21 protein-coding genes are annotated in these 23,508 nt (G+C 34.4%); 2 read left to right on the top strand and 19 right to left on the bottom strand.

The window, feature by feature from the left end; genetic code table 11:
- Positions 1–74 precede the first annotated feature (74 nt).
- The 5 genes from bglX to ACM39_RS06060 form a co-directional block, all read right to left on the bottom strand.
- Positions 75–2,402, bottom strand: coding sequence for a beta-glucosidase BglX (bglX, locus tag ACM39_RS06080; RefSeq protein WP_048510141.1), 2,328 nt, complete (start codon positions 2,400–2,402; stop codon positions 75–77).
- 64 nt (positions 2,403–2,466) lie between these two features.
- On the bottom strand, positions 2,467–3,174 hold the full coding sequence (locus ACM39_RS06075) for a prolyl oligopeptidase family serine peptidase (protein ID WP_048510140.1): 708 nt from the start codon (positions 3,172–3,174) through the stop codon (positions 2,467–2,469).
- 152 nt (positions 3,175–3,326) lie between these two features.
- Positions 3,327–4,715: a glucoamylase family protein gene (locus ACM39_RS06070; protein WP_048510139.1), complete on the bottom strand. Its 1,389-nt coding sequence runs from the start codon at positions 4,713–4,715 to the stop codon at positions 3,327–3,329.
- 76 nt (positions 4,716–4,791) lie between these two features.
- Complete coding sequence (locus tag ACM39_RS06065) at positions 4,792–6,258, bottom strand: RagB/SusD family nutrient uptake outer membrane protein (protein ID WP_048510138.1); 1,467 nt, start codon at positions 6,256–6,258, stop codon at positions 4,792–4,794.
- Between the two features lie 3 nt (positions 6,259–6,261).
- Positions 6,262–9,105, bottom strand: coding sequence for a SusC/RagA family TonB-linked outer membrane protein (locus ACM39_RS06060; RefSeq protein WP_048510137.1), 2,844 nt, complete (start codon positions 9,103–9,105; stop codon positions 6,262–6,264).
- Between the two features lie 375 nt (positions 9,106–9,480).
- On the opposite strand from ACM39_RS06060, the gene ACM39_RS06055 reads away from it, so the two are divergent.
- Positions 9,481–10,158, top strand: coding sequence for a DUF4197 family protein (locus ACM39_RS06055; protein ID WP_048510136.1), 678 nt, complete (start codon positions 9,481–9,483; stop codon positions 10,156–10,158).
- A 41-nt stretch (positions 10,159–10,199) separates the two neighbouring features.
- Complete coding sequence (locus tag ACM39_RS06050) at positions 10,200–10,505, top strand: DUF493 family protein (protein WP_048510135.1); 306 nt, start codon at positions 10,200–10,202, stop codon at positions 10,503–10,505.
- 57 nt (positions 10,506–10,562) lie between these two features.
- Here ACM39_RS06050 and ACM39_RS06045 read toward each other — a convergent pair whose 3' ends face one another.
- The 14 genes from ACM39_RS06045 to ACM39_RS05980 all read right to left on the bottom strand — a co-directional run bounded on the left by ACM39_RS06045 (position 10,563) and on the right by ACM39_RS05980 (position 23,161).
- Positions 10,563–10,913, bottom strand: a complete 351-nt coding sequence (locus tag ACM39_RS06045) for an ArsC/Spx/MgsR family protein (protein WP_048510134.1) — start codon at positions 10,911–10,913, stop codon at positions 10,563–10,565.
- Between the two features lie 103 nt (positions 10,914–11,016).
- Positions 11,017–11,631: a deoxynucleoside kinase gene (locus ACM39_RS06040; RefSeq protein ID WP_048510133.1), complete on the bottom strand. Its 615-nt coding sequence runs from the start codon at positions 11,629–11,631 to the stop codon at positions 11,017–11,019.
- Positions 11,632–11,672: 41 nt separating this feature from the next.
- Positions 11,673–12,641, bottom strand: a complete 969-nt coding sequence (locus tag ACM39_RS06035) for a hypothetical protein (protein ID WP_228377064.1) — start codon at positions 12,639–12,641, stop codon at positions 11,673–11,675.
- Positions 12,642–12,916: 275 nt separating this feature from the next.
- Complete coding sequence (locus tag ACM39_RS06030; RefSeq protein WP_048510132.1) at positions 12,917–13,939, bottom strand: glutaminyl-peptide cyclotransferase; 1,023 nt, start codon at positions 13,937–13,939, stop codon at positions 12,917–12,919.
- 83 nt (positions 13,940–14,022) lie between these two features.
- The gene (locus ACM39_RS06025) at positions 14,023–14,448 is read right to left on the bottom strand and encodes an SRPBCC family protein (RefSeq protein WP_048510131.1); all 426 of its coding nucleotides are present in this window, start codon (positions 14,446–14,448) and stop codon (positions 14,023–14,025) included.
- Positions 14,449–14,468: 20 nt separating this feature from the next.
- A complete protein-coding gene (locus ACM39_RS06020) occupies positions 14,469–16,082 on the bottom strand; it encodes a Na+/H+ antiporter (protein ID WP_048510130.1) in 1,614 nt (537 codons plus the stop codon).
- 172 nt (positions 16,083–16,254) lie between these two features.
- Complete coding sequence (locus tag ACM39_RS06015; RefSeq protein ID WP_048510129.1) at positions 16,255–16,929, bottom strand: DUF2490 domain-containing protein; 675 nt, start codon at positions 16,927–16,929, stop codon at positions 16,255–16,257.
- Positions 16,930–17,387: 458 nt separating this feature from the next.
- Positions 17,388–17,837: a VOC family protein gene (locus tag ACM39_RS06010; protein ID WP_048510128.1), complete on the bottom strand. Its 450-nt coding sequence runs from the start codon at positions 17,835–17,837 to the stop codon at positions 17,388–17,390.
- Between the two features lie 66 nt (positions 17,838–17,903).
- Positions 17,904–18,275 carry a VOC family protein gene (locus ACM39_RS06005; RefSeq protein ID WP_048510127.1) on the bottom strand — a complete coding sequence of 124 codons (372 nt, stop codon included), beginning with the start codon at positions 18,273–18,275 and terminating at the stop codon, positions 17,904–17,906.
- Positions 18,276–18,427: 152 nt separating this feature from the next.
- Positions 18,428–18,898 (bottom strand): hypothetical protein, encoded by a 471-nt coding sequence (locus ACM39_RS06000; RefSeq protein WP_048510126.1) that lies wholly within the window; start codon positions 18,896–18,898, stop codon positions 18,428–18,430.
- Between the two features lie 14 nt (positions 18,899–18,912).
- Positions 18,913–19,368, bottom strand: coding sequence for a DUF1569 domain-containing protein (locus ACM39_RS05995; RefSeq protein ID WP_048510125.1), 456 nt, complete (start codon positions 19,366–19,368; stop codon positions 18,913–18,915).
- Between the two features lie 200 nt (positions 19,369–19,568).
- Positions 19,569–20,774 (bottom strand): ABC transporter permease, encoded by a 1,206-nt coding sequence (locus ACM39_RS05990; protein ID WP_048510124.1) that lies wholly within the window; start codon positions 20,772–20,774, stop codon positions 19,569–19,571.
- 2 nt (positions 20,775–20,776) lie between these two features.
- The gene (locus ACM39_RS05985; protein WP_048510123.1) at positions 20,777–21,733 is read right to left on the bottom strand and encodes an HlyD family secretion protein; all 957 of its coding nucleotides are present in this window, start codon (positions 21,731–21,733) and stop codon (positions 20,777–20,779) included.
- Positions 21,734–21,745: 12 nt separating this feature from the next.
- Positions 21,746–23,161, bottom strand: a complete 1,416-nt coding sequence (locus ACM39_RS05980) for a TolC family protein (RefSeq protein ID WP_048510122.1) — start codon at positions 23,159–23,161, stop codon at positions 21,746–21,748.
- Between the last annotated feature and the right edge of the window lie 347 nt (positions 23,162–23,508).

The following is a 23,508-nucleotide window of genomic DNA, read 5'->3' as shown; positions in this document are numbered from 1 at the left end:
CAAAAGCATGGTAATAAGTTTATATTATTCTAAGATACAAAAAAAGCCACTCAAAACGAGTGGCTTATGAAATTTTATTTTGTCCAGTTGATTTTTGAATGTTTCACATCTTCGGAATTTGTACCGATCATGATATCAAATTCTCCTGGTTCCCAATCATACTTCAGATCTCCGTTGTAGAATTTCAAACTTTCAGGAGTGATATCGAAAGTAATCTTTTTAGATTCCCCTTTTTTCAACATCACTTTTTGAAATCCTTTTAATTCTTTTACCGGTCTGGTGATGCTTCCCACCATATCTCTGATATATAACTGCACAACCTCGGCTCCATCATAATTTCCAGAGTTCGTCACAGTAACTGAAGCCTGGATTGCCTGATTTCCTTTTGGATTGGCATTAGAAACCGTAATATCAGAATAGTTGAATTTCGTATAGCTCAATCCATACCCAAACGGATATAACGGGGTATTACACTCATCCATATAATTTGACCGGAATCTTTGATATTCACATTTATCAACTAAAGCCTGATCTAATGGACGGCCTGTATTTTTAGCATTATAATAAATCGGAACCTGCCCCAAACTTCTTGGGAAAGTCATCGGCAATTTCCCGGAAGGGTTTACTTTTCCAAAAAGAACATCAGCAATTGCATTTCCAGCCTCTGAACCTGCGAACCAAGCGTTCAAAATAGCATCAGGAGTATCTTTTACATTTGTCAAAGCCAACGGGCGGCCTGTGAAAAGCACCATTGCAATTGGCTTTCCGGTTTTCTTTAATTCATTCAGTAAATCTACCTGAGACTGAGGAATCGTAATTTCAGTTCTTGAAGAAGATTCTCCGCTCATTTCTGCAGATTCTCCGATAGCTAAAACAATAACGTCTGCTTTATTGGCAACCTCAACTGCTTCTTTTAACAATTCTTCTTTTGAACGGCTATCTCTGTCAGTTTTCTTACCGTGAGCTGCGTAGATATCCTCTAATTTTGCATCATAATCGATATTTGCTCCTTTAGCAGAAAGGAATTTCACGTTCTTCCCATAATTCGCCTGAAGGCCTTGCATTACATTAACCGCTTTCTCATGTTTAGCAGCAACACTCCAAGTTCCAGCCATGTTTAGTGAATTGTTCACCAATGGTCCGATAACCGCAACTGTCCCTGAATTTTTCAAAGGAAGGACCTGGTTGTCATTTTTCATTAAAACCATCGACTGAGCTGCAGCGTTTCTTGCAATATTTCTGTTTTCCATACTGAAAACTTCTTTTGCCGCTAATTTTGCGTCTCCGTACTTATATGGATTATCAAATAACCCTAAATCATATTTTGCTTCAAGAATTCTTCTTGCTGCTGTATCAATTTCTGCCTGAGTAACTTTTCCTTCGGATAAAGATTTTTTTAAAGTTGTTAAAAACCCTTCACCCACCATATCCATATCAATCCCCGCCTTTAAAGCTAGAGCAGAAACTTGTTGAAGGTCTCCCATTCCGTGGTCAACCATTTCGTTGATACCTGTGTAATCCGTAACTACAAAACCTTTGAAGTTCCATTTGTTTCTTAATACTTCTGTCTGTAACCATCTGTTTCCAGTTGCAGGAACCCCGTCCACTTCGTTGAAAGAGGCCATCACAGAAGCTACTCCGGCATCTACGGCCGCTTTGTAAGGTGGAAAATATTCGTTGAACATTCTAACGTGGCTCATGTCAACCGTGTTATAATCTCTGCCTCCTTCGCCAGCTCCATACAACGCAAAGTGCTTCACACAAGCTAAAATCGTGTTACCAATAGACAAATCTTTTCCCTGATAACCATAAACCATGTTTTTAGCAATTTCACTTCCTAAATACGGGTCTTCACCAGAACCTTCAGAAACCCTTCCCCATCTTGGTTCGCGGGAAATATCCACCATTGGAGAATAGGTCCAGTTGATTCCGTCAGAAGAAGCTTCTTTAGCTGCAACCCTTGCAGACTGCTGAACCAAATTCATATCCCAGGAAGCCGCTAAACCTAACGGAATCGGGAAAGTAGTTTCGTAACCGTGAATCACGTCCATTCCGAAAATTAAAGGAATTTTCAAACGGCTGTTTTCAACGGCAACTTTTTGAACGGCTCTGATTTTATCAGCTCCTTTTATATTGAATAGCCCTCCGACTAAACCTTGTTCAACTTTTTTTCCGATATCGGAACTTTTAGCCAAACCTGTAGTAAAATCGCCTGAACTTGGTAAATTCAGCTGCCCGATTTTTTCATCTAACGTCATTTTCGACAAAAGATTATCTACAAAAGCTTTCTTTTTAGCCTGATACTGAGCCGTCTGATAAGACTGAACGGGTTTGGTTACCATTTCCTGTGCCGAAAATACCGGCGCAAGGGCTAAAGTTGCAATTACAATTAACTTTTTCATAAATCTATCTTCTTACAAATTATAGTTCTGTTTTATTTTAATTTCTGGCTAGATGCAAAATTGACTATTTTTCTTTCCTCTTAGACAACATCCATTCATATAATGCAGGATTTGAATAAGCTGAATCCCATGAATTATGATTATCATTTGGAAAAACCGTCAATTCTGCGGCTGGATTTACAGGATGAAGTTTTTGGTAAAAATTAAATGCATTTTCCGGTAAAACTACATCATCCATTCCGCCATGAAAAATTTTCATGTTTAAATCTTTATATTGATCAATATTCGCATACATAACCCTGTCAGTAGGTGCACAAACTGAAACCACGGCAGCAAACATTTCAGGATGCTCCATTGCCAGCTTTAATGTTCCCCAGCCTCCCATTGAGAGTCCTGTGAGATAAATTCTGGAAGCATCGATCTTATATTTTTTCTGAATTTCTTTAATCAAATTATAAACGGTAACCGTATCCCACCAAGTATTTTCAGGACATTGAGGCGCTAAAATTGCAACAGGTTCCTTAATCAGATTTTTATACGTGAAAGGGCTGTGCGCTTTTACGGCTTCCAGGTTATTTCCTCTTTCTCCCGAACCGTGAAGAAATATGATTAAAGGAACATTGCCTTTTACTTTTTGAGGATAATCGAGAACATAGGAAATTTTTTCCTGTCTTTTAATTTCTTTGTTTAATTCTGCCTTGATTTCCTGAGCTTGTAAACTCAATGAAAATGGCAGAAGTAAAAGGGGTAAATGGCTTGGTTTTAATTTCATTTTAATATTTAGGTTTTGTTTGGCTTTAGTTGTATGGATTATTTTATTAGCCCCGATTGAAGCGGCATCCTTTTTTGTTGCGGCCGGAGCAAAGCGCAGGCCGTAACAAAAAAGATACAGCGGAAAGCGGGAAATAGCTCCTAAAAAAAATATTAATTAATATTATACTTTTCAGATTTGAAGCTTAGTTTCTTTAATCCTTGCTGAATTTCAGGAGCATTCATGAATAATTTCCATAAAAACCCTGTTCTGTAATTTTCAATCATCGGAGCAATTGTTCCCTGATCGATTGCCAAATATCTTGGAGTTGTCCAATTATTATAATTGATTGAAGTTGCATCGTAAGGTCCTGCAGAACCAATAAATTCGGGTTTTTGAGTATAAATAAATCTCAGAAAATCCATAGATTCTTTTGGCGAGTACGGAAAACTGCTTAAAGCCGCAGTTGGGGTGATTACTCCGTGATCATTTTGTGGAAAGTGAGCATTGTAACCAACACTTCCGTTCTCGTTTCTTGAGTAACTAGCCGTCAACCCCCAATAGTCTGGACCATAACCTTTCCATCCTTTTGGATTTTCAACGCAGTATTTGTAGTCAATAAGTACTTGATTTTTATTTAAATCAAAGTAATTTTTGATTAACTTATCAGATAAGTTCGTTGGATCTAAACCGATGTATGAGTAATGAGCCCAAAATAACGGCCCTCCATATTCCTCTGCTCCATTATGTTTTACATACATTGGAAGTCCATATTTTTCTTTATCGGAAAGGTAAGATCCATTTCTTGTCCAGCCTTTGTAATAAGTCTCGGCATCAATTGGATACGTTGGTGATGAAGCGGCTAAAATATAAGTGATTAAGCATTCATTATAACCTTCCAAAGGAAAATTCATTTCCCATTGATATTCCGGTGACCAATGCCAATAAAGAACTTTTTCTCCACCTTTTGTATACCAGTTCCATTGAATTCCTTTCCAAAGCTCGTCACATTTTTTAGCAAGAGCTTTTTCTTCTGCATTTCCATTTTTGAAATATTCACGAACCATCAAAATCCCTGAAGTCAAAAATGCGGTTTCTACCAAATCTCCACCATTATCTTTTTTTCCAAATGGAACAGTTTTCCCTGTTTCTCCATTGATCCAATGTGACCAAGCCCCTTTATGACGATCCGCTTTTGCTAAGAAGCCCATCATGGCTGTCAGTCTTTTCACCGCATCTTTTCTAGGAACAAATCCTCTTTCCACTCCCACAAGAATTGTAGCTAAACCAAATCCAGAACCTCCTGTTGTTACAACGTGTTTATCATTATCAGGATAAATATTGTCTTCGTGATAACGCTCCCTTCCTAACATTGAGTGCGGTTCTGCGTAATCCCAAAAATATTTTAAAGCATCTTTCTGAACTTTATCCATTAATTGTTCGTCTGTAATATTGCTTTTTACTATTTCTTTTTGAGAAACTTCCTGCATCGCATTTTGAGAATTTTTGCAAGAAACGGTAAATAGTGACACCGCCGCAATTGATAGTACTATCCTTTTCATAATTCAAATATTTTTAAAATTCATCCCTAAAAGAAGAGGAGAACTTTCATTCTCCTCTAAAGTTTATGATTAAATCTTAATAACCTGGGTTTTGAGCTGATAATCCGCCGGCTTCCATGATAAAGTCTTGCGGAAGAGGAAATACCTCATGAGTTCCTACCTTGAAAACTTTTCCACCATCAGCAGCCATTGCAGCCTGAGCCTGGCCTGTCCTTACTAAATCGAACCATCTGTCGTGTTCAAAAGCCAGTTCCAGTCTTCTTTGCTCCCAGATATCTGCTCTTACATCTGCTTGAGAAACAGCCGGAGTATTTCCGATATTTGCTCTGTTTCTTACTTCATTTAAGAAAGGAATTGCTCCAGAAGTTTGACCTAGTTCATTCATTGCTTCAGCTTTCATTAAAAGAACCTCTGCATATCTTAAATAGCGAATGTTTACGTCTGTAGATGCCTGGTCTCTGTAACTTGAAGAATATGCTTTATAATTATAAAATTTGTTTTCAGTGTTAGGACCTACATAATATCCATCATATAAAGTCATATCTCTATGGATAATTGTAGCGTCTCTCCTCGTATCTGTTGCAGAATAAGCATCATATAAACTTTGAGTTGGAGTTGCAAATCCCCAGCCCCAGCCTGTAGTTCCTCTGGCTCCCTGTACTTGACTATATTGTTGAATTGCTCTTCCTGCCGTTCCTCCTGTACCATTGATTTCAAATACGGATTCTGCATTATTTTCTCCTGAAACTTTATAAATATCTTGGAAATTAGGAGTTAATGAATAACCTGATACTAAATTACATTCATCTACAGCTAATTGCCATTTTTTCTGATATAAATAAACTTTTGCTAATAAAGCATGAGCAGCTCCAACAGACGCTCTACCTACATCACTTCCACCATAAGCAGATTTATTAGGAAGTGCTTCTATTGCATCTTTAAGATCTTGCTCAATGAAAGCGTAAATTTCTTCTTTACTTTTTCTTGTAAGCGTCATTACTTTATCAGCTTCAACCCCAGTTACAGGAACATGATCTACTAATGGTACACCTCCAAAAGATCTAACCAAAGTAAAATACATAAAAGCTCTCAAAAATTTAGCTTCTCCCACTAATCTTTTGCGTAATTCTGGATCAGCTTTATCCAATTGAGGAAGATACTTTAAGGCTTGATTACATCTATTAATTCCTTGATAATTAGAAGCAAACAACTCTTTAAATGAAGGAGTTGCGGCTGTAAAATTTAAAGCATCTAAAATATCTTTATCGGAACCAGAATCGCTAGGACTAGAACCTTTATCTGCATCATCAGAAACGATAGATGTCACACCAATCCAAGCAAATGTGCTCATATTCCAATCTAAAAATTTAGCATAAATAGCTGTTACTAGACTGTTTGCGCCCTCATTATTATTATATAGTTCTCCAAATGCAGATTCAGGAACTTTTTCTGTAGGTGACACATCAATAAAGTCATTACTACAACTTTGGTTAACAGCTCCTAAAATTAAAAATGCTGCTGCTATGATATATTTCTTATTCATTTTTTAAAAATTTAGGTTAACACCAAATACAAAAGATCTCAATGTAGGATAAGCATCTAACTCTATCCCTGCACGTTGATATGGATTTCCTTCTGCCGTAGGATCTGCAGGATTATATCCTGATAATTCTGATGAATATCCAGAGTATTTCTGGAATACAAAAGGATTAATTGCACTTACATAAAGCTTAATTGATTTCATATAATCTGTTACATTTTTAAATGTATAGCCTACTGAAATATTATTAATTCTGAAATAATCTCCGCTTTCTAAGTAGAAATTAGATGCAAGTGGAATGTTTGATGGGTTTACTGGATTTGCAGCATTAGTGTTTGTTGGTGTCCAGAAATCATTTGCTACAGAAGCTTCCACATTTTCACCACCATTTCTTTGCGCTTTTTTACCATTATAAACTTTAAATCCAAAGGCTCCATAGCCATTAAGAGCAAAATCCCAATTCTTGTAAGACATGGAAATATTAACACCTAATGTTGATTTTGGAATATAAGAATCAAAGAAACGTCTATCTCCTCCATCTGTAACTCCATTACCGTTCAAATCTTTAAACTTCAAATTACCATTTGCATCATACCCATCTATCTCATATAAATAAAAACTTCCTAATGCATATCCTACAGATGAAGCATTGAAAAGTTTTGTATCTATACCATTACCTAAATTTCCTCCTATAATTTGAGAAACAGGTTTTGAAAGGTCTATACTAGCAAGTTTGTTTTTATTATAAGAATAGTTTGCACCAATTGAATACGTAAAATCTTCCCCAACTTTATCAGACCAATTTAAACCTATTTCAGCTCCTTTATTTTCTACACTTCCCATATGTGAATAATTCACATCAGAAATTCCTGTTGACAAATATGGAACAACCCCCAAAATAAGATTGTTTGTTTTTCTGTTATAAACATCAAAAGTACCAGTCAATCTATTATTTAGAATTCCAAAATCCAATCCTAAAGAAGTCTCTTCTGTAACTTCCCATCCTAATTCTGGATCGTACCCTTGATTAACTGTAACTCCATTACTTACTGGTGAAGTTCCAAATCCATAATTGTAACTAGCTCCAGAAGAAAGTGGTAAATAATTTAAAGGTACTTTTTGATTACCTAGTCTACCCCAACCTCCTCTAAGCTTCAATAGATTAAAGAATCCTCCTTTCAAGAAATCCTCTTCTGAAATGATCCAACCTGCTCCAAATGAAGGAAATGTTCCCCATCTACGGTCTTCAGCAAACTGAGAAGAACCATCTCTTCTAATAGTTCCGCTTAGTAAATATCTATTCATAAATTTATACTGAAGTCTGCCAAAATAAGACAAGGTTGTATTTCTGTTACCTTTTACAGATTCAATAGCTTTTGTTGTATTATCACTAAACAAATTACCATAATAGTCAACTCCATCAAGATTCCAATAATCTTGTGAAACAGGAACATTTTTTCTATTGATTACCAAAGTCTCAAGACCGTTTGACACTGAAGTTTCCGTTCCTGCTACAATCTCAATATCGTGATTTCCTATTTTTTTTGTATATGTTAAATAGTTATTAAGTAGCCAGTTGTAATAATTTTGATTTTTATTTGTCAATCTTGTTAATGGTAAAGTTGGATCATAACCACTATCAACTCTTGTAGGATCACTATCTAACCAAAAAGCTTTAGAGTTTACAAAATTATAATATTTATAATTATTATACTCACCACTAAATTGAGATGTAAATTTTAAATCTTTAAAAATATCAATGTCTAGTTTTAAACCTCCTTGCAATAAAAAGTTTTTCCCCTTTTGATTATCATATGCAAGCTGCATTACTGGGTTTCCTACATTATTAAAACGTCCTCCTGTATAGCTAATATTACCATTTGAATCATAAATTGGCTGACCATATTGACCATTTGGATAATACACTGGAACTAATGGAGATTGTTTATAAGCATTTGTAAAAGCACCAAATGATTTAGGTGTATCATTCGTAAAAGTAGCACTTAAAGTTTGAGCTAATCTAATCCCTTTAGTAATTCTAAACTCATTATTAGTTCTTACTGTAGTTCTATTATAATTAGTTCCTTTAAGAATGGATTCTTCTTCGTAATTACCTAAGCTCAAAAAATACTTTGCAGCTTCAGAAGACCCTGAAATTGCAACATTATGCTGGTTATAAATACCTGTTCTTGTAATTTCTTTAAACCAATCAGTATCATATGGCTGATTTGGATTCAAATAAGTACTGGTTTTACCCGCATTGTTATAATTTGCAAATTCAGATGCATTTGCCATTTTGATAGTTTTCAAAGGAGTCCTGATCCCAATTAAACCATCATAAGATACATTAAGCTTTCCTTTACCTGATTTTGTAGTAATAATAATAACTCCATTTGCTGCTCTGTTACCATAGATAGCCAAAGCTGCTGCATCTTTCAATATATCGTAGGTAAGAATGTCATTTGAGTTAATGTTATTAATGTTGTCCGTAAACATACCGTCAACAACATATAATGGTGTTCTTCCTCCCAATACCGTTCCTAAACCTCTAATCATTACAGTAGGCGTAGAACCTGGAGCATCAGATGCAATTACCTGTACACCTGCTGCTTTACCCTGAATTGCCTGAGAAGCGTTTAAAACCTTAGTTTTAGTTACTTCCTCAGCGCTGATTGAACTAATAGATGTAGTATTATCTACTTTTTTTCTGCTACCATATCCAATCATCACTACCTCCTCAATCTTCTGTTCTTTAGGAACAGTGTCTGCCGGTGTAGTCTGTGCATTGACATTCATACCGAAGTATAAAACAGCAATGAGTGATGAATACTTTAAATCACTTTGTTTCATATAGTTTAATTTTATTTCGTACAATCAAATTTAGATAGGTCTGATGAACCTTTTTTAATGCCTTATTTTAAGTTACAATGTATTTCTCAAAAAAAGACATTAACCAAAATTATAAAAATATATGTAATATAGTTAATCTTTCATAAAAATTCTAAAAAAACATAAATCATCAAATAAAAAAGTAAAAAAAACACAATTCAATAGCATTTTATTAATATTAATCGAATTTTAAATAAAAAAAATGTAATCGTTTTTACATACATTTTAATAATTTGACTCCCAAATTAACAGGTCAACCACTAATATTTTGTTAAACAGATTTTAGTGGTTAACTTTGGTTCATTATTTGAAAAGTATAAAGATTAAGAAATATAAATGAAAAAATACATCATCGCAGCAGCTTTAGTTATTGGTACAGGAGCTGTTGTTACAACAACGGTTAACTCTTGCACTACCCTAGCTACTACAGATTTGGGTCTATCTATTATCAAAAAACTTTTATTAAACGGTATTGACAAAGGGGTTAACGTTTATAGTAATAAAGACGCATTCCTGCAAAACAATATGGTTGATAAAGCACTTCCGAAACAATTGAGGGAAATCAACTCAATGTTAGAGAAAGTTGCCCCGTCTCTGGTGGCTAAAGAGAGAGCATATATAGCTGATGCTGCCGTTTATACTGTAAATATTTCAAAACCAATTCTGGTGAATGCTGTTAACAGTCTAAATGCACAAGACGTTACGAGAATTATCCAGGGAGAAAAAGGAACCGCCACCCTGATTCTGAAAGAAAAAACATCTCAACAATTAATTGCTGCAATTGCTCCGAAAGTAGACGAACAACTAAACCAATATGGTATTGTGAAAAGCATTAATACCGCTTTATCCGGGAATAATCTTTTAGGAAGCCTTTTTGGAGGAAATACAACAACCGTAAACTCAGGAGGCTTGAGTCAACTTGCTTCTGAACAATTGGTAAACGGAATGTTTAATATTATTGAAGATTACGAAATTCAGAACTCCAGATCACTTCTCGGTCCACTTGGAAAATAGAAAAATTTTCATTATTTTTATATATAATTTAGAATTCGCAGATGGATATATTACAAGGAAATCAACATGCAAGTCCTGAAGATTTTTATAATTCTTTAAAGGAAAAACTGGAAGATCACCATGATTTTCCGGAAGATTATTTATTTAAATTTATTATTCCAACGGATCAGTCTAAACTAACTGAAATCTACAGAGTTTTTGACGGTATAAAATTTACTCTGGGAAACCGTGAAAGTAAAAACGGAAAATATACAGCCTGCAACATTAATGCATTTGTATTAGACGCCAATCAGGTAGTTAATATTTATAAAGAAGTTGCAAAAATAGAAGGAGTAATTCTATTGTAGAAATTCAAAAGTCAGCATAAAGCTGACTTTTTTTATTTATTTTTTATATTTATTTTTTTATTTCTCAATAAAAAATTTCACGTTCTCAATTGGTCTTCCCAACATAGCAACAGAACCCTTTATTAAAATTGGTCTTTGAATCAAAGAAGGGTTTTCAGATAAAATTTTCAACCATTCTTCTTCAGAGTAATTTTTATTTGCAAATTTTTCCAAATATAGCTTCTCAGTTTTACGGATGATATGAAAAACACTTTGATTAAGCTTTTTCAAAACCGTTTTCAATTCTAAAATACTAAGTGGATCTTCGATAATATTTATAATCTCAAATGCCACTCCGTTTTCATCCAAATACTCTAAAACAGCATTTGATTTTGAACAGTTCCCGTTATGTAAAACTTTAACCAACATTTTTAATTATAATTTAATAAACAATAAAAATTAATTCATCTTATTCATAACAAATTTAATCATAAATCAAGTTACAAAAAATAAAACTTATGATAATTAATTGTTAAAACAAGCCATTTAGTTCAGCTTCTATTTTTTCCAGAATAAACCCAAAATCCTCCGGTTTTTCTACAAAATCCAAATCATCAACTTCAATTATTAAAAGTTTCCCTTCCGTATAATTTGAAATCCATTTTTCATATTTCTGATTAAGCTTAGAAAGATATTCGATACTGATGGAAGCCTCATATTCCCGCCCTCTCTTGTAGATTTTTTTTACTAAATTCGGCACATCAGATTTAAGATAAATCAATAAATCCGGTGCAGAAACAAAAGATTTCATCAAATTAAACACGGAAGAATAATTATTAAAATCCCGATCTGAAAGCAAATTCATATCATTAAGGTTTTCCGCAAAAATATGGGCATCTTCATAAATCGTACGATCCTGAATAATATTTTTCCCACTTTCCCTGATTTCCTTTACCTGACGGAATCTGCTTCCCAAGAAATATACCTGCAATGCAAAACTCCACTTGCTCATATCCGCATAAAAATCCTCCAGATAAGGATTATGATCTACATCTTCAAACTGGGCATCCCATCCGTAATGCTTGGAAAGCATGGTCGTCAACGTAGTTTTTCCTGCTCCAATGTTTCCTGTAACCGCAATATGCATATTTTTTTCTCCTTAAAATATTTATTGATTAATTATAAAGATTAAACACCCAATTTCTGAACCTCACCAATTTCTTCAAAAAGCTTCAGCATATCAAAGTTTTCAGATTTTTCTGCAGAGCCGTCCTGGGATTTTTCTTCCGAATTTTCTACAGGTTTATCCTTAGTTTCAGGTTCAGTTTGCTGTTTAATTTCTTTTTTCTTTTCGAGGCTGTAAAGATAAAGGTTGTTGGCTTTGATTTCAAAATAAGAAAGGTTGTTTTTATCCACAATTTGTGCATCCGGATCCTCCAGAATTTTCACCATCTCTTTTCCCGGAATATATTTTATGATGGAATTATTAGTTATGACCAAAATCACATCATTTTCTCTTCTGAATCGTTTACCATTTTGAATCTCGGCTTCAAAAATTTTCTCGAATTTTAAAGTATAAACTCTGATATGTTTTCTCGTCAAAATGTATACCTTGTTTTCATACACCAAAAGATCTGTCAAATCATCAAAACTTGCATCGAAAGGATAAGAATTAATGGTAGTATCGTTCCTGAAATTATACTGAATAAGGCGTTTTGTACTTTCATCCAACAGCCATAATTGCTGCAGATCTTCTGCATATGCCATTTTGATAAACCCAAATTTTTGCTTAAAATCTACTTTTTGAATTTCATTAAAATTCTGATCCACAAACTTCATTTCCTGAGCATTTTCTGAAAATAAGGGCACACTCAAAGGATTCTGAACATTTTGGATTTTAAAAGGAACAGTCACCATTAATTTTCCAATCTGCCTTCCCAAAGAATCATATTTCGTAAAACTGAAATCTTTATTTTTATAAATATATAAATTGCCGTAATCATCAGCAAACATATCTTTAGCTTCCTTTAGCTTTAAACTATCTAAAGGAAGGGCTTTCTGCGCAGAAAATGAGCAGAAAATAAAAACAAATATAAAATATAATAATCTCAAATTTTCTCTTGGTAAAAGTAACTTTCCTATATAGAATGTTGGCAATTTACATACTTTTATTTAAATAGGATTAAACTTTAAATTATAAATTATATGATGAAAGCATCATAAGTTTTTTGATGATTTTCACCTGTTGCCAACTTTTTTAATGATAAAATTCATATCATTATGTGAACAACGGTAAAACCAATTATAATACTCTTTTTCATACAATTCTTAACCGTTTTTCAAAAGTAGTAAATTTTATAATCTTTTTAATGAAAATAGCGCTCCACAGGGAACGCTATTAATATATTTTTATAAATAGAACTTTATTAAATTTATTTAATCTGAATTTCATAAATCTTTGACCAGTTTTTACCTGTCACCAACATGTTTTCTCCTTTGAAAGCAATTCCGTTTAATACATCATCACTTCCTTTGGTGTTTTGTTTAGCAATATCTGTAAAATCAAATGTTCCCACCACTTCTCCGTTTGCCGGATTGATTTTAAGAATAATTGGTTTTTGCCAAACGTTTGCATAGATAAACCCGTTGTGATATTCCAATTCATTTAATTGATCATAGGCTTCTTTATTACCTGCTACAGCAATATACTTTATCATTTTAGAAGGATCTTTCGGATCTAAAAAATATAAAAGTTTACTTCCGTCTGATGCAATAAGGTAAGTCCCGTCGTACGTTAATCCCCAGCCCTCTCCTAACACATTTGGATAAGGAAATTCTGATAAAAGTTTTAGAGAAGCTTTATCATAAATATATCCTTTTTTATTTTGCCATGTTAACTGATATACCTTATCACCAACGATGGTACTCCCTTCTGAGAAATCTTCCTGAGCCTGTTTTGTAGAAACAAGCGGGGTTGTAGTCCCTAATGTATATTTCAAAATCTGTGAAGAGCCGTTTTGCCCGTCACTTTCATAGATTGTATTTCCTTCGATCTGAAAACCCTGCACAAAATTTTTAGGGTCATGAGGGTATTCCCCTACAATTTGGTAAGAAATATTTTTTTCAGGGCTTTTTGCAAAAACATTAATTGTCGCGTCCTGAGTCAGTATTTCTCCATTTTTAGTTTTAATATTGAAAGTTACTGCATTATCTCCTAAAGTATAAAATTTCGGATCAATATCAAGACTTGTAGTTTCTTTATCTCCAAAACTTATGGTAATACTTTCTGCATTATCAGAAACATCTTTTGGAAGCTGAAGTTTATCCCCAAAATGATAACCCGTACTTTCCATAGAATTATTATAATCCGCCAGAGTATCAAGAACCTTTTTATCGTTATTACAAGACGCTAATAATAAAATTGCAGCAAAACCTGCTATAATATTTTTTCTCATTGAAATTCTAAATATTTCCCCAAAAATAGCAAATTTTATTCCGCTTTGCTAATTTCATTCAGATGTTGACAGAATTGTAATATTTACTTTTCCAAATAGGGTTTCAAACTTTGCCCGATAATTCCGTTCCAGCCTTGGGCAAATGATTCTCTTGAAAAATTCTCGCCCAGTTCTTTTAGATTGTCAATTTCATCATGAATTAAGGTAATGACCGTTTTTTCACCTTGTTTATTCAGCTCCCAGGTTACAGTTGTCATTCCTTTTGATAATTCCGGAAAAGCCCAAGAATGCTTCAATTTTTTATTTGGGATTATTTGTAAAATTTCACATTGGTGATGATACTTTTTCTCATCTCCCGGTTCATAAAAATTAAATACTTTACCAACTTCCAGTTCAAAATCAGGAATATCAAAATACCATGATTTCATTTCGTGTTTTTCCGTAAGCGCCTTCCAGGCTTTATCAATCTGAACCTTTATTTTATACTGAACAATAACTGGGATACTCATTTCAAATCTTTAAAATTTAATTAACCGTGAGAAAATCCTGTAATTTTTGCTTCATCGAAATCAAGCTGCATTTCAATTGTCCTCATCACATGATCATCGAATATTTTTTCACGCTTCATTCGATGAAGTTCATTTCTTTGTGCCTGAATGATTTGTCTCATTACATCTTTATTTTCACTCATTGCCGTTACATAATCTCCCGTAGAAGCCATACATTGAGCTTTATCTGCCATCATCATCATTTCGTTTTCCAGCTTGTGTTTTTGATGTTGAACCAGGCTGTTTCTTTCTGCTAAATCTGAAAAATCATTTTCCAGCTTGTGCAAAGCAGTTTCTTTTAATTTTCTCATTAAAATTACTTCCTGCTTCTCTTCCGGAAGCTCGCTTCCTGCATCATTTATTTTTAATAATTTCAAAATTGGCGATAAAAGTAAACCCTGACCGACCAAAGTAATTAATATGATAACGAAAGTTACAAACAGAATAATATTTCTGTGCGGAAAAGCTTCTCCATTTGGTAAAAATGCCGGAATTGATAACGCTGCTGCTAAAGAAACAACTCCTCTCATCGCGGCAAAACTTATGATAAAAGGTTCCCGCCAATCCGGTTTGGGAACTTTTAAACGTAATTCCTTTGAATAGAGCCTTGGGAAATACATCAAGGCATAGCTGTACAAAATTCTCGTTCCAATAATAGCCCCACCAATCACGATGCTGTAGAAAATCCCTTCCGTGATGGTGTAATCCTTCATCGCAGCTACTACAACAGGTAATTCTAATCCGATAAGAATAAAAATAATGGTATTCATTAAAAATATCAGAACACTCCAGACATTTCCAGACTGAATTCTAGAAGTATGACTCAGGTAACAGTGTGAATTGTAAGACATTAACAAACCTCCTGCAACCACAGATAACACTCCCGAAAAGTGAAAATGTTCCGCACCGACATACATTATATAAGGTACAATCAAAGTAATGATAGTATCAATATTAGAATTCGACGGAATAATTCTTAACAGAGCTCCGAAAAGCAAGCCTGCCGCTACTCCCACTGCAATTCCCCCGATTGCCATTGTAAAAAAGTCTTTCACCGCTTCACCAAAAATAAATTGTCCTGAAATCACTGCAGCTAAGGCAAATTTAAATACAATCAAACTTGAAGCATCGTTAATCAAACTTTCACCTTCCAGAATACTTGTAATTTTTTTGGGAATTTTCATATGTTTTAACACAGAAGTCGCAGCTACGGCATCCGGCGGAGAGTTTACACCTCCTAATAAAAATCCCATGGCAACAGTTAATCCCGGAATTATTGATGATGATAGATAAGCAACAACAATTGAGGTGAGAAATACCAACCCAAACGCCATCGAGAAAATCTGCTTTCTCCATTTATGAAAATCCTGCCATGACGTAAACCAAGCTGCCTCAAATAAAATCGGTGGTAAGAAAATAAGGAAAACCAAATCAGGCTCTATTTCAATATGTGGCATTCCCGGAACCAGGCTTATCAACAAACCTGCTATCACAAGAAAAATTGGGTAAGCAACTTTAAGTTTTTGCCCAATCATTACCAATATCATCACAGACAACAATACCGCGATTGATATTATGACGTAAGTGTGAATCATTTTTTATAATTTTTATTAATGTTAATTTTTAGTTCTTCTAGCTGATTATACATATTTTTTATTCTGAATAATCTGTTCAATTTGCAAAATCTGCGGAGCTTTCTAATTGAACAGATTATGTCAACAAAAAATATAATACCGATAGGAAAAGTGTTTTTAGTTTCTAATCGATTTAATTTTTCGTAAACGGGATATTATTATAAAAACCAATCTGAATCTGCCCCCTATTCTTGTTTTCCTGAATTTGATTCATATACCCGGCTTCTATTCTCATGTTTTTGTTAATCACATATCCCAAAGCTCCATACACCCTGTTTCTGTCGAAAGTCGGACTGTTTAAATTTAGAAAAATTTCATTATATACAGAACCGTAAATCGTTTTCGGAGCCATTTCTTTATTGGTAATAGGAACATTTACCCCTAAATAGTACCGGAATCTCATCCTAAAATCATCCTGTAGAAAACGTTCTTCCAATCTGTAACGATGCTGAAGGTTAAAACGTCCGAATTTCTGTTTTGTGATATATTGCTGGAAAATCCTATGCTCTATATTTTCAGTTTTTTCATCATTTACATAAGGCTGGCTTAAAATAAAACCATATCCTAATAAAATATTGTTATTATTTTCCGTTAAATCATATCCAATTCCGGTACGGATTAATAATTGTTCCAAATCTCCGATTGCGTCAAAATTACGGTACTGGATTTCGTTGTGCCAATTTAATTTTTTACTGATTTTATTATTACCAAAATACATATACCAAGCTCCCAAATCATTTTTCTGGGCAAATGAAAATATAGCTCCCAAACTAAAAACCAATGCTACCACCGACCTTAAACTGTTCATATTCCTATCTCAATTATATTACTATTATCTATCGTATTTTTAAAAACGATTTCAATTATCAATAATAAGCAAAAAAAATGTCGTATGAAAATTTTCTTTTATGATAAAAATAATCACTAATTTATTCCGGAACCCGTTCTTCCAAAATATCACTTCCAGTCTTATCAAAATAGATACACATAATGAGAAACTTCTAAAGTTTTAATGGTCTAATATAGTTTGGAAATCTGCACCGTTTTTTACTTTTTGATACCCTGTTTCGATTTGATCGATTGTGAATTTCACCCTTTGTATCTTTTTGTTTTTTATGTTGTACATCTTATCAACTTCCCAGGGCCTGCAACCTAATCCTAACTCTCAAACTTAGCGTTTTCGGAATGTAGACGTATAGTAAATAAAAAAACCGACAGAAAATCCGTCGGTTCCTTTACCTGTATTTTGTATCCAAAATATTAATATTAAGGATGCTGTTGCACTTTCGCAGGATCATCGTAGTTTACCATCCAGTTGATCCCGAATTTATCTGTAAACATCCCGAAATATGCTCCCCAGAAAGTGTCTGCCATCGGCATCGTTACCTGTCCTCCCTCAGAAAGCCCTGCAAATAATTTATCTGCTTCTTCTTTAGATTCAGCATTGATAGAAATAGAGAAATTGTTTCCGGCCTTGAATTGAGATGCATAATCACATCCCGCATCACTTCCCATTAACATTGTTTCTTTTGAAATAGGAAGGGAAACATGCATGATTTTGTTTTTATCTTCTTCTTTATTTTCCTGACCTTCCATTGGAGGCATATCCCCGAAAGTTCCGATATAAGGATATTCTCCACCGAAAACAGATTTGTAGAAATCGAATGCTTCTTTACAATTCCCGTTGAATGTTAAATAAACGTTTACACTAGCCATAATGAGTTTCTTGTTTTAAGTTTAGTTTTAATTTGTATAAATTTAATATCCTGAAGTTTCAAAATATCATCTGTGTTGATCAATTAAAATCATATTTCCATCAGGATCTTTCAGAAAAATATGTTCCGGACCGGAAGTCGTTTGATCTGCTTCTTTATCAAGCTGAACTCCATTTTCCTTTAAACGTTTCTGAATATCACGAACATCATCAAAAGATTCCAGATTCTGGGCATTCTGATCCCAACCAGGATTAAAAGTCAGCATATTTCCATCAAACATTGCCTGGAACAAGCCAATCAAGTGATCTCCATTTTTCATGATCAAATAATCATGTTCCATACTTCCAGCCATTTGACTGAAACCTAATTTTTCGTAAAAATCTTTAGATTTCTCAAGATCTTTTACACTCAAGCTGATTGAAAACGCGCCTAGTTTCATATAGATTTTTTATTTATAGCCAATCTGCTTCCAACGAAAACCAATCCCCAGACCTAGATTCCTAAAAATCCAAAACCTGATTAGAGTTGGTAAAACAGCCATATTGTAAATGGTGAATAACAAAAAGAAGCCTCAAATATTTCTCAACATACTTATTGATTTTTCAGGCGGGTTTTAAAGTCCAGAGTTCCGTCGTAGCTTTTCCAGTCACCGATCAGCTCAATGTATTGTCCTTCAACTTTTTCAGTATTTTTGTTCCATTTGAAGGTATAAACGAACTTTCCTTTAAAAATGCCGGAATGTTTTCCTTTATTTTCTTCAGCAAATTCATACTCTCCAAACACCGTTCCTTTTTTGTTGAAATCTTTATATTTTGTGATAGTAAATTTACCTTCAAGTTTTGCATATGTTTTATCAACAAGCGAATACCCCGAAATAAAATATTCCTGATCATTCTTTTTATTTTGTTCAGAAATATTGATTTTAAGTTTAAGCTCCTGCTTATCATTTCCGATAGTCCCAAGGTAAGCTTTGCTGTTATTCAACCAGACATTAGAAATATTCGGCATTTGCGCCAAAACAAAATGGGAAGAAAGAACAAGGAATAATAAAAGTTTTTTCATGTGTTTTTGATTTTTTAAACTCCGAATTGTGATAAATGGTGGTTCAAATGTTTTGCAAACATATTATTCCACTCCTGAGCATTTAATTTTCCGAAAGAATGGGATTCTTTTCCATCAAAAGACCCAGCTCCCATCTGTTGGGTTTTTTGGATAAAACCAATCAGTCTTTTCTTCTCATCTTCAAAGTTTTTTCTTCCCTTGATTAAGAATTGTGGCGCGGTAGGAGAATCTCTCGGATAAGATTTTTCACCAACTACTTTAGGCTTTACAAAAGTCTTTAAAATGAACTTTGCAATTGCCCCTGGTTTTTTGTGTTTTTCAGGCTCATAGACCATTTCATATGTCACACAACAGTGCGCCAACATTTGGTCAACGGTCATTTTCCCCCACAACCCGTGAGTATCTTCTACAAGATTATTTATTCTATCTATATAGTTTTGAGCATCTTTTGCATCAAATACATTTTCCATAGCTTATTTTAATTTGTAAAAGCAAATATATTAGTTTTTTCTTATCATTTTCCACCCTATAAGAAAAATAGTTAAAATACTAAATAACAATACTTTATAGAAAAAAACATTCACAAAGTAAGTCTTTTTGCCTATAAATTAGTTGTAAAATTTAATGATCGATTATTAATAAAAGAAGGTGGAATTTTTCGATATTTAACTTAATCTACTTTTTCGGAAGAATTTTCGTTGGAGATCTCATTTGGTTTGATGTATCTGAACATCAGCCACATTTTAATTTTTAAAGCAATCCAGCCTAAAAATGCATAAACAATTAACAGAATTCCCAAATGTTTTAAATATGGAAAAGTAAGTTCTACAGAACCTTTTTGAATTAATAAAATTTTAAATGCCTGTAAAAATGGCGTCAACGGAATAATGTTCGCGATGAATTGCACAAAGGCAGGCATTGCATTTAAAGGCCATGTAAAACCACTGATGATGAACGCTGGAGAAGCAATCACCATTAAGATTTGTGTCGCTTTCAGGGCATCCGGAATCAAAATACTGATGAAAACACCTAAAAATGAAGCTGAACCTACGAAAACTGCCGTTAACAAAATAAAATTTAAAATTCCTTCCGGCATCGGGACTTTGAAAATCATGTGCATAAAATAATATACTCCAACAATCAAAATTGAGAAAACCCAGATTGGAATTACTTTAATGAGCATTGTCGGAAATGCCCGTCTTTTCATTTTAAAATATTCTTTAATGAATGTTCCACCTTGGAATTCGGCTGCAAAACTTACCGCCATTGCCAGTAAAATTACCTGCTGCAAAACTACAGCCAACATTGCTGGCCACATAAAAATAAGGTAGTTTCCCGTAGTGTTAAAAAGCGTTATATAATTTGCTTTAAACGGCTCATATTGTGTTGCTGCTCTTGTTGCTGGCATTCCTGCTTTTTGAAGCGCTTTGATGGAAACTCCCGCAGAGAATGTTCCTATAGTTAATTGTAATGCTTTTGATGCAAAATTTGCTGTCAGAACATTTCCTGTATTCACATAAACATTGAGTTCAGGATATTTTTTTTGAAGAATTGAAGCTTCAAATTTCGACGGAATAATAACAACAGCGGCCGCTTCGTGTTTTATCACTTCATCTTTGATACTAAATGGTTCCTGTAAATATCGGATAACCTTAATACTTTTATTATCTTCCAGCATTTCCGTTAACTGGTTTGACAAAGGCGTGTTATCTCTGTCAATCACCAAAACAGGAGTGTTTTCCACTTTTCCGCTTTTATAGACAAACCCTAGCAACGTTGCATAGAAAACCGGCGCCAGAAAGAAAACCGTTCTTAATGTCGAATTGCCGGTAAACAGCTTAAATTCTCGTTGTAAAAGTCGGAAAAATTCTTTCATATTTATTTCAGGATAACATTTGAATTGACCAAAATATCTTTCGCTTTGTTCATATCCTTTGGTTTTACTTTTATCTCATAAATAGCGTCCTGCAACTGATAATCGGGATAAGCTGTGGTGATGTCCGCATATTTTGTCAATTGTTTGATATACAAAATCGTACCCTCTAATTTTTCTTTATTATAAGGAATTTCCATATTGACCGTCTGCCCTTTTTTATATCTTGAAATCTGACTTTCAGGAACCGTAAAACGGAAAAAAGTACTGCTGGGGATATATCCATTGAATAACGCAAACCCTGCCGTCGCCAATTCTCCGGTGTTCAGGCTGATGGTTTCAATTTCCATATCATTGGTTGCGATGATGTACCTTTCGGAATAAGCCACATTCGCTTCCTGCAAAGCGCCTTTTGCCTGGGAAGCCTGGCCTGCTGCCATTTCCACTTTTTCAAAACGGGTTCCTCTTTTCACATCGTCTAATTCTGCAACAACGGCATCATATTGGGCTTTCGCTCCCTGCATTTTGGCATAGACCTCATCATAAGCCTGTGGGGACATCAAACTGTCCCGATACATATTGGAGGCTCTCCGAAAAGATTTTTGTGCAAAATCATATTGTTCTTTCAAGCCTTTATATTTCGCCTGTAATTGCTTCATTTGATCGGCTGTCGCTCCGTTTTTCGCCATTTGTTCCTGAGCTGTGGCAGCACTTACAGCCCCTTGAGCCTGTGCAATTTTGGCAGAAACTTCCGGAACATCAAGCAAAGCCAATGTATCGCCTTTTTTCACGGTTTGACCTTCAGTAACATATATTTTTAAAATTCTTCCGGTCACTTTTGGAGCAAAAGAAACAACATCTTTTTTTGTTTTCCCTTCAGAATCATTGAGTTTTTCATTCTTTTTGTCACAGCTTCCCAATAACAACAGTCCGGCAAATAGTAGGGAGAGTTTTTTTGGCATCATTTTAATTTTTTAAGGTTGATAAAGTTTAGCAATATCCAATTCCTGGGTAGATCTCATCAGTTCTATTCCCGCTCTTCTTTGGTTGAAAATCGTGTTTTGATATTCCAGCTCGGCAATTTCCAAATCATTTTCGGCATCAATAAGCTGTGAAGACTTGCTCATTCCGTATCTGAATTCTTTTTCAGCCTGGATCAAAGCATTTTTTGCCAGTTCTTTTTCCTTTGCCTTTAATGCAATCTGGGCATTGGCGATATCATAATTGGTTTGATTGTTCGCTAAATTTAAAGTCAGTTTTTTTAAGGCATCTTCTTTCTGGTTTTGAAGAATTTCTTTTCCTATTTTAGCAGTTTCTTCGGCATGCTTCCCTTCATTTCCGTCAAAGATTTCCCATTTGAATCCCACCCCGGCTGTAATCAAAGGAAGAATATTAATATTAGTTGGCCTCCAATCCAGCTTTGCACCGCCATATCCAATTTCAGGAATGGCAGGGATTATATTTTCAGAAGTTTTAATTCTGCTTCCATACAATCCTATATAATAAGCAGATACCATCAACTGAACTTTTGGAATCATCCAGGTTTTTTCCGCTTTTATTTTATAATCAGCAGCAACAATTCCGTGCTCTAAGGCCCGAATTTCCGCTCTCTGTTCGATTCCTTTTTCTGGAGATAATAATTCAACAGGCTCTAAAACAGGTTCTATCATTCTCAACCTTTCTTTACTGATTCCCGTCAGAACATAAAGCTGGGTCAGAAGCAGTTCTTTTTTGCCTTCATATTCCACAACTTTTGCATGTAAAGTTGCTTGGGCCAATTCAATTTTCTTATGATCATAAGGAGTGATTAGCCCATACCCTAAAGCTTTATCTGCCGTTTTTCGGTTGATATCCAATCTTTTTTTGCTTTCATCCAATACTCTTTTGGATTGATGAATTAAAGCCAGCTGATCATAAGCTTTGGAAACATTTGCTACGACTTCGTCTTTTGTTTTTTCAAGCAAAATATCTTCGGAAATTTTCTTTTCTTCGATGGCTTTTTTTAGATATTTTACTTTTCCTCCGGAATATACTACCATTTTTGCATCTGCTTTGGCAATTCCTGAAAAACCTGAAACGTTTAGATTATTATTAAAACTTCCTTCCGGAATCCTGATAAAAGGTGTGAGATTGATCTCCGGGGAAGTCAAACGAGCTGTGGCATTGAGATATCCAGCCTGGCCGCTCACTTCTAATGTTGGAAGAAAGATGTCTTTTAATTTATGTTCGTCAAGATCGGTTAATTTGTTTTGGGTGAGTTGCATTTTGAGATCAGAATCCCTAACCATCGCACTGTCTAAAAGTTCTCGAAAAGCCGGCGCCGATTGTGCCCAACTAAAAGTTGGAAGTATAAAAAAACCAAACGTAAAAATCAATAAATTGTTTTTCATAGTTCCCGTTTAAAACAAATATAGTGCAAAAAAATCTGAAAAACCATAAGAAAATCCACGAAACGGTGAATTTAGCAACAGTTTAAAACAGGTTTAATGTAAAGGCTTTATTAATGGGAGTTTCCGAAGCATCGTTTAACTTTAATTTGAGTTTCATTTTAATTGAAATTTTTCTCTTTTTTCTTTGGCTGCATTATTATTTTCCTCATTTAAACACAGATTTCACGAAGTTTTTGATGAGAACAATTTGAATTTTTCATTCGTATTTCGATAATACCAAATACCTTAGCCCAGATAGAAACGGCTACCCCACAGCAAGCGCAGATTCTAAAAGAAAGCTTCGGCGC

Source organism: Chryseobacterium sp. FH2 (assembly GCF_001045455.1).
GTDB lineage: Bacteria > Bacteroidota > Bacteroidia > Flavobacteriales > Weeksellaceae > Chryseobacterium.
Note: the sequence above shows the minus strand (reverse complement) of the source record. Positions and strands in the feature narration are given on the sequence as shown.

Coding starts and splice junctions, on each gene's coding strand:
- bglX (WP_048510141.1), bottom strand. CDS start 2,402: ATGAAAAAGTTAATTGTAATTGCAACTTTAGCCCTTGCGCCGGTATTT.
- ACM39_RS06075 (WP_048510140.1), bottom strand. CDS start 3,174: ATGAAATTAAAACCAAGCCATTTACCCCTTTTACTTCTGCCATTTTCA.
- ACM39_RS06070 (WP_048510139.1), bottom strand. CDS start 4,715: ATGAAAAGGATAGTACTATCAATTGCGGCGGTGTCACTATTTACCGTT.
- ACM39_RS06065 (WP_048510138.1), bottom strand. CDS start 6,258: ATGAATAAGAAATATATCATAGCAGCAGCATTTTTAATTTTAGGAGCT.
- ACM39_RS06060 (WP_048510137.1), bottom strand. CDS start 9,105: ATGAAACAAAGTGATTTAAAGTATTCATCACTCATTGCTGTTTTATAC.
- ACM39_RS06055 (WP_048510136.1), top strand. CDS start 9,481: ATGAAAAAATACATCATCGCAGCAGCTTTAGTTATTGGTACAGGAGCT.
- ACM39_RS06050 (WP_048510135.1), top strand. CDS start 10,200: ATGGATATATTACAAGGAAATCAACATGCAAGTCCTGAAGATTTTTAT.
- ACM39_RS06045 (WP_048510134.1), bottom strand. CDS start 10,913: ATGTTGGTTAAAGTTTTACATAACGGGAACTGTTCAAAATCAAATGCT.
- ACM39_RS06040 (WP_048510133.1), bottom strand. CDS start 11,631: ATGCATATTGCGGTTACAGGAAACATTGGAGCAGGAAAAACTACGTTG.
- ACM39_RS06030 (WP_048510132.1), bottom strand. CDS start 13,939: ATGAGAAAAAATATTATAGCAGGTTTTGCTGCAATTTTATTATTAGCG.
- ACM39_RS06025 (WP_048510131.1), bottom strand. CDS start 14,448: ATGAGTATCCCAGTTATTGTTCAGTATAAAATAAAGGTTCAGATTGAT.
- ACM39_RS06020 (WP_048510130.1), bottom strand. CDS start 16,082: ATGATTCACACTTACGTCATAATATCAATCGCGGTATTGTTGTCTGTG.
- ACM39_RS06015 (WP_048510129.1), bottom strand. CDS start 16,929: ATGAACAGTTTAAGGTCGGTGGTAGCATTGGTTTTTAGTTTGGGAGCT.
- ACM39_RS06010 (WP_048510128.1), bottom strand. CDS start 17,837: ATGGCTAGTGTAAACGTTTATTTAACATTCAACGGGAATTGTAAAGAA.
- ACM39_RS06005 (WP_048510127.1), bottom strand. CDS start 18,275: ATGAAACTAGGCGCGTTTTCAATCAGCTTGAGTGTAAAAGATCTTGAG.
- ACM39_RS06000 (WP_048510126.1), bottom strand. CDS start 18,898: ATGAAAAAACTTTTATTATTCCTTGTTCTTTCTTCCCATTTTGTTTTG.
- ACM39_RS05995 (WP_048510125.1), bottom strand. CDS start 19,368: ATGGAAAATGTATTTGATGCAAAAGATGCTCAAAACTATATAGATAGA.
- ACM39_RS05990 (WP_048510124.1), bottom strand. CDS start 20,774: ATGAAAGAATTTTTCCGACTTTTACAACGAGAATTTAAGCTGTTTACC.
- ACM39_RS05985 (WP_048510123.1), bottom strand. CDS start 21,733: ATGCCAAAAAAACTCTCCCTACTATTTGCCGGACTGTTGTTATTGGGA.
- ACM39_RS05980 (WP_048510122.1), bottom strand. CDS start 23,161: ATGAAAAACAATTTATTGATTTTTACGTTTGGTTTTTTTATACTTCCA.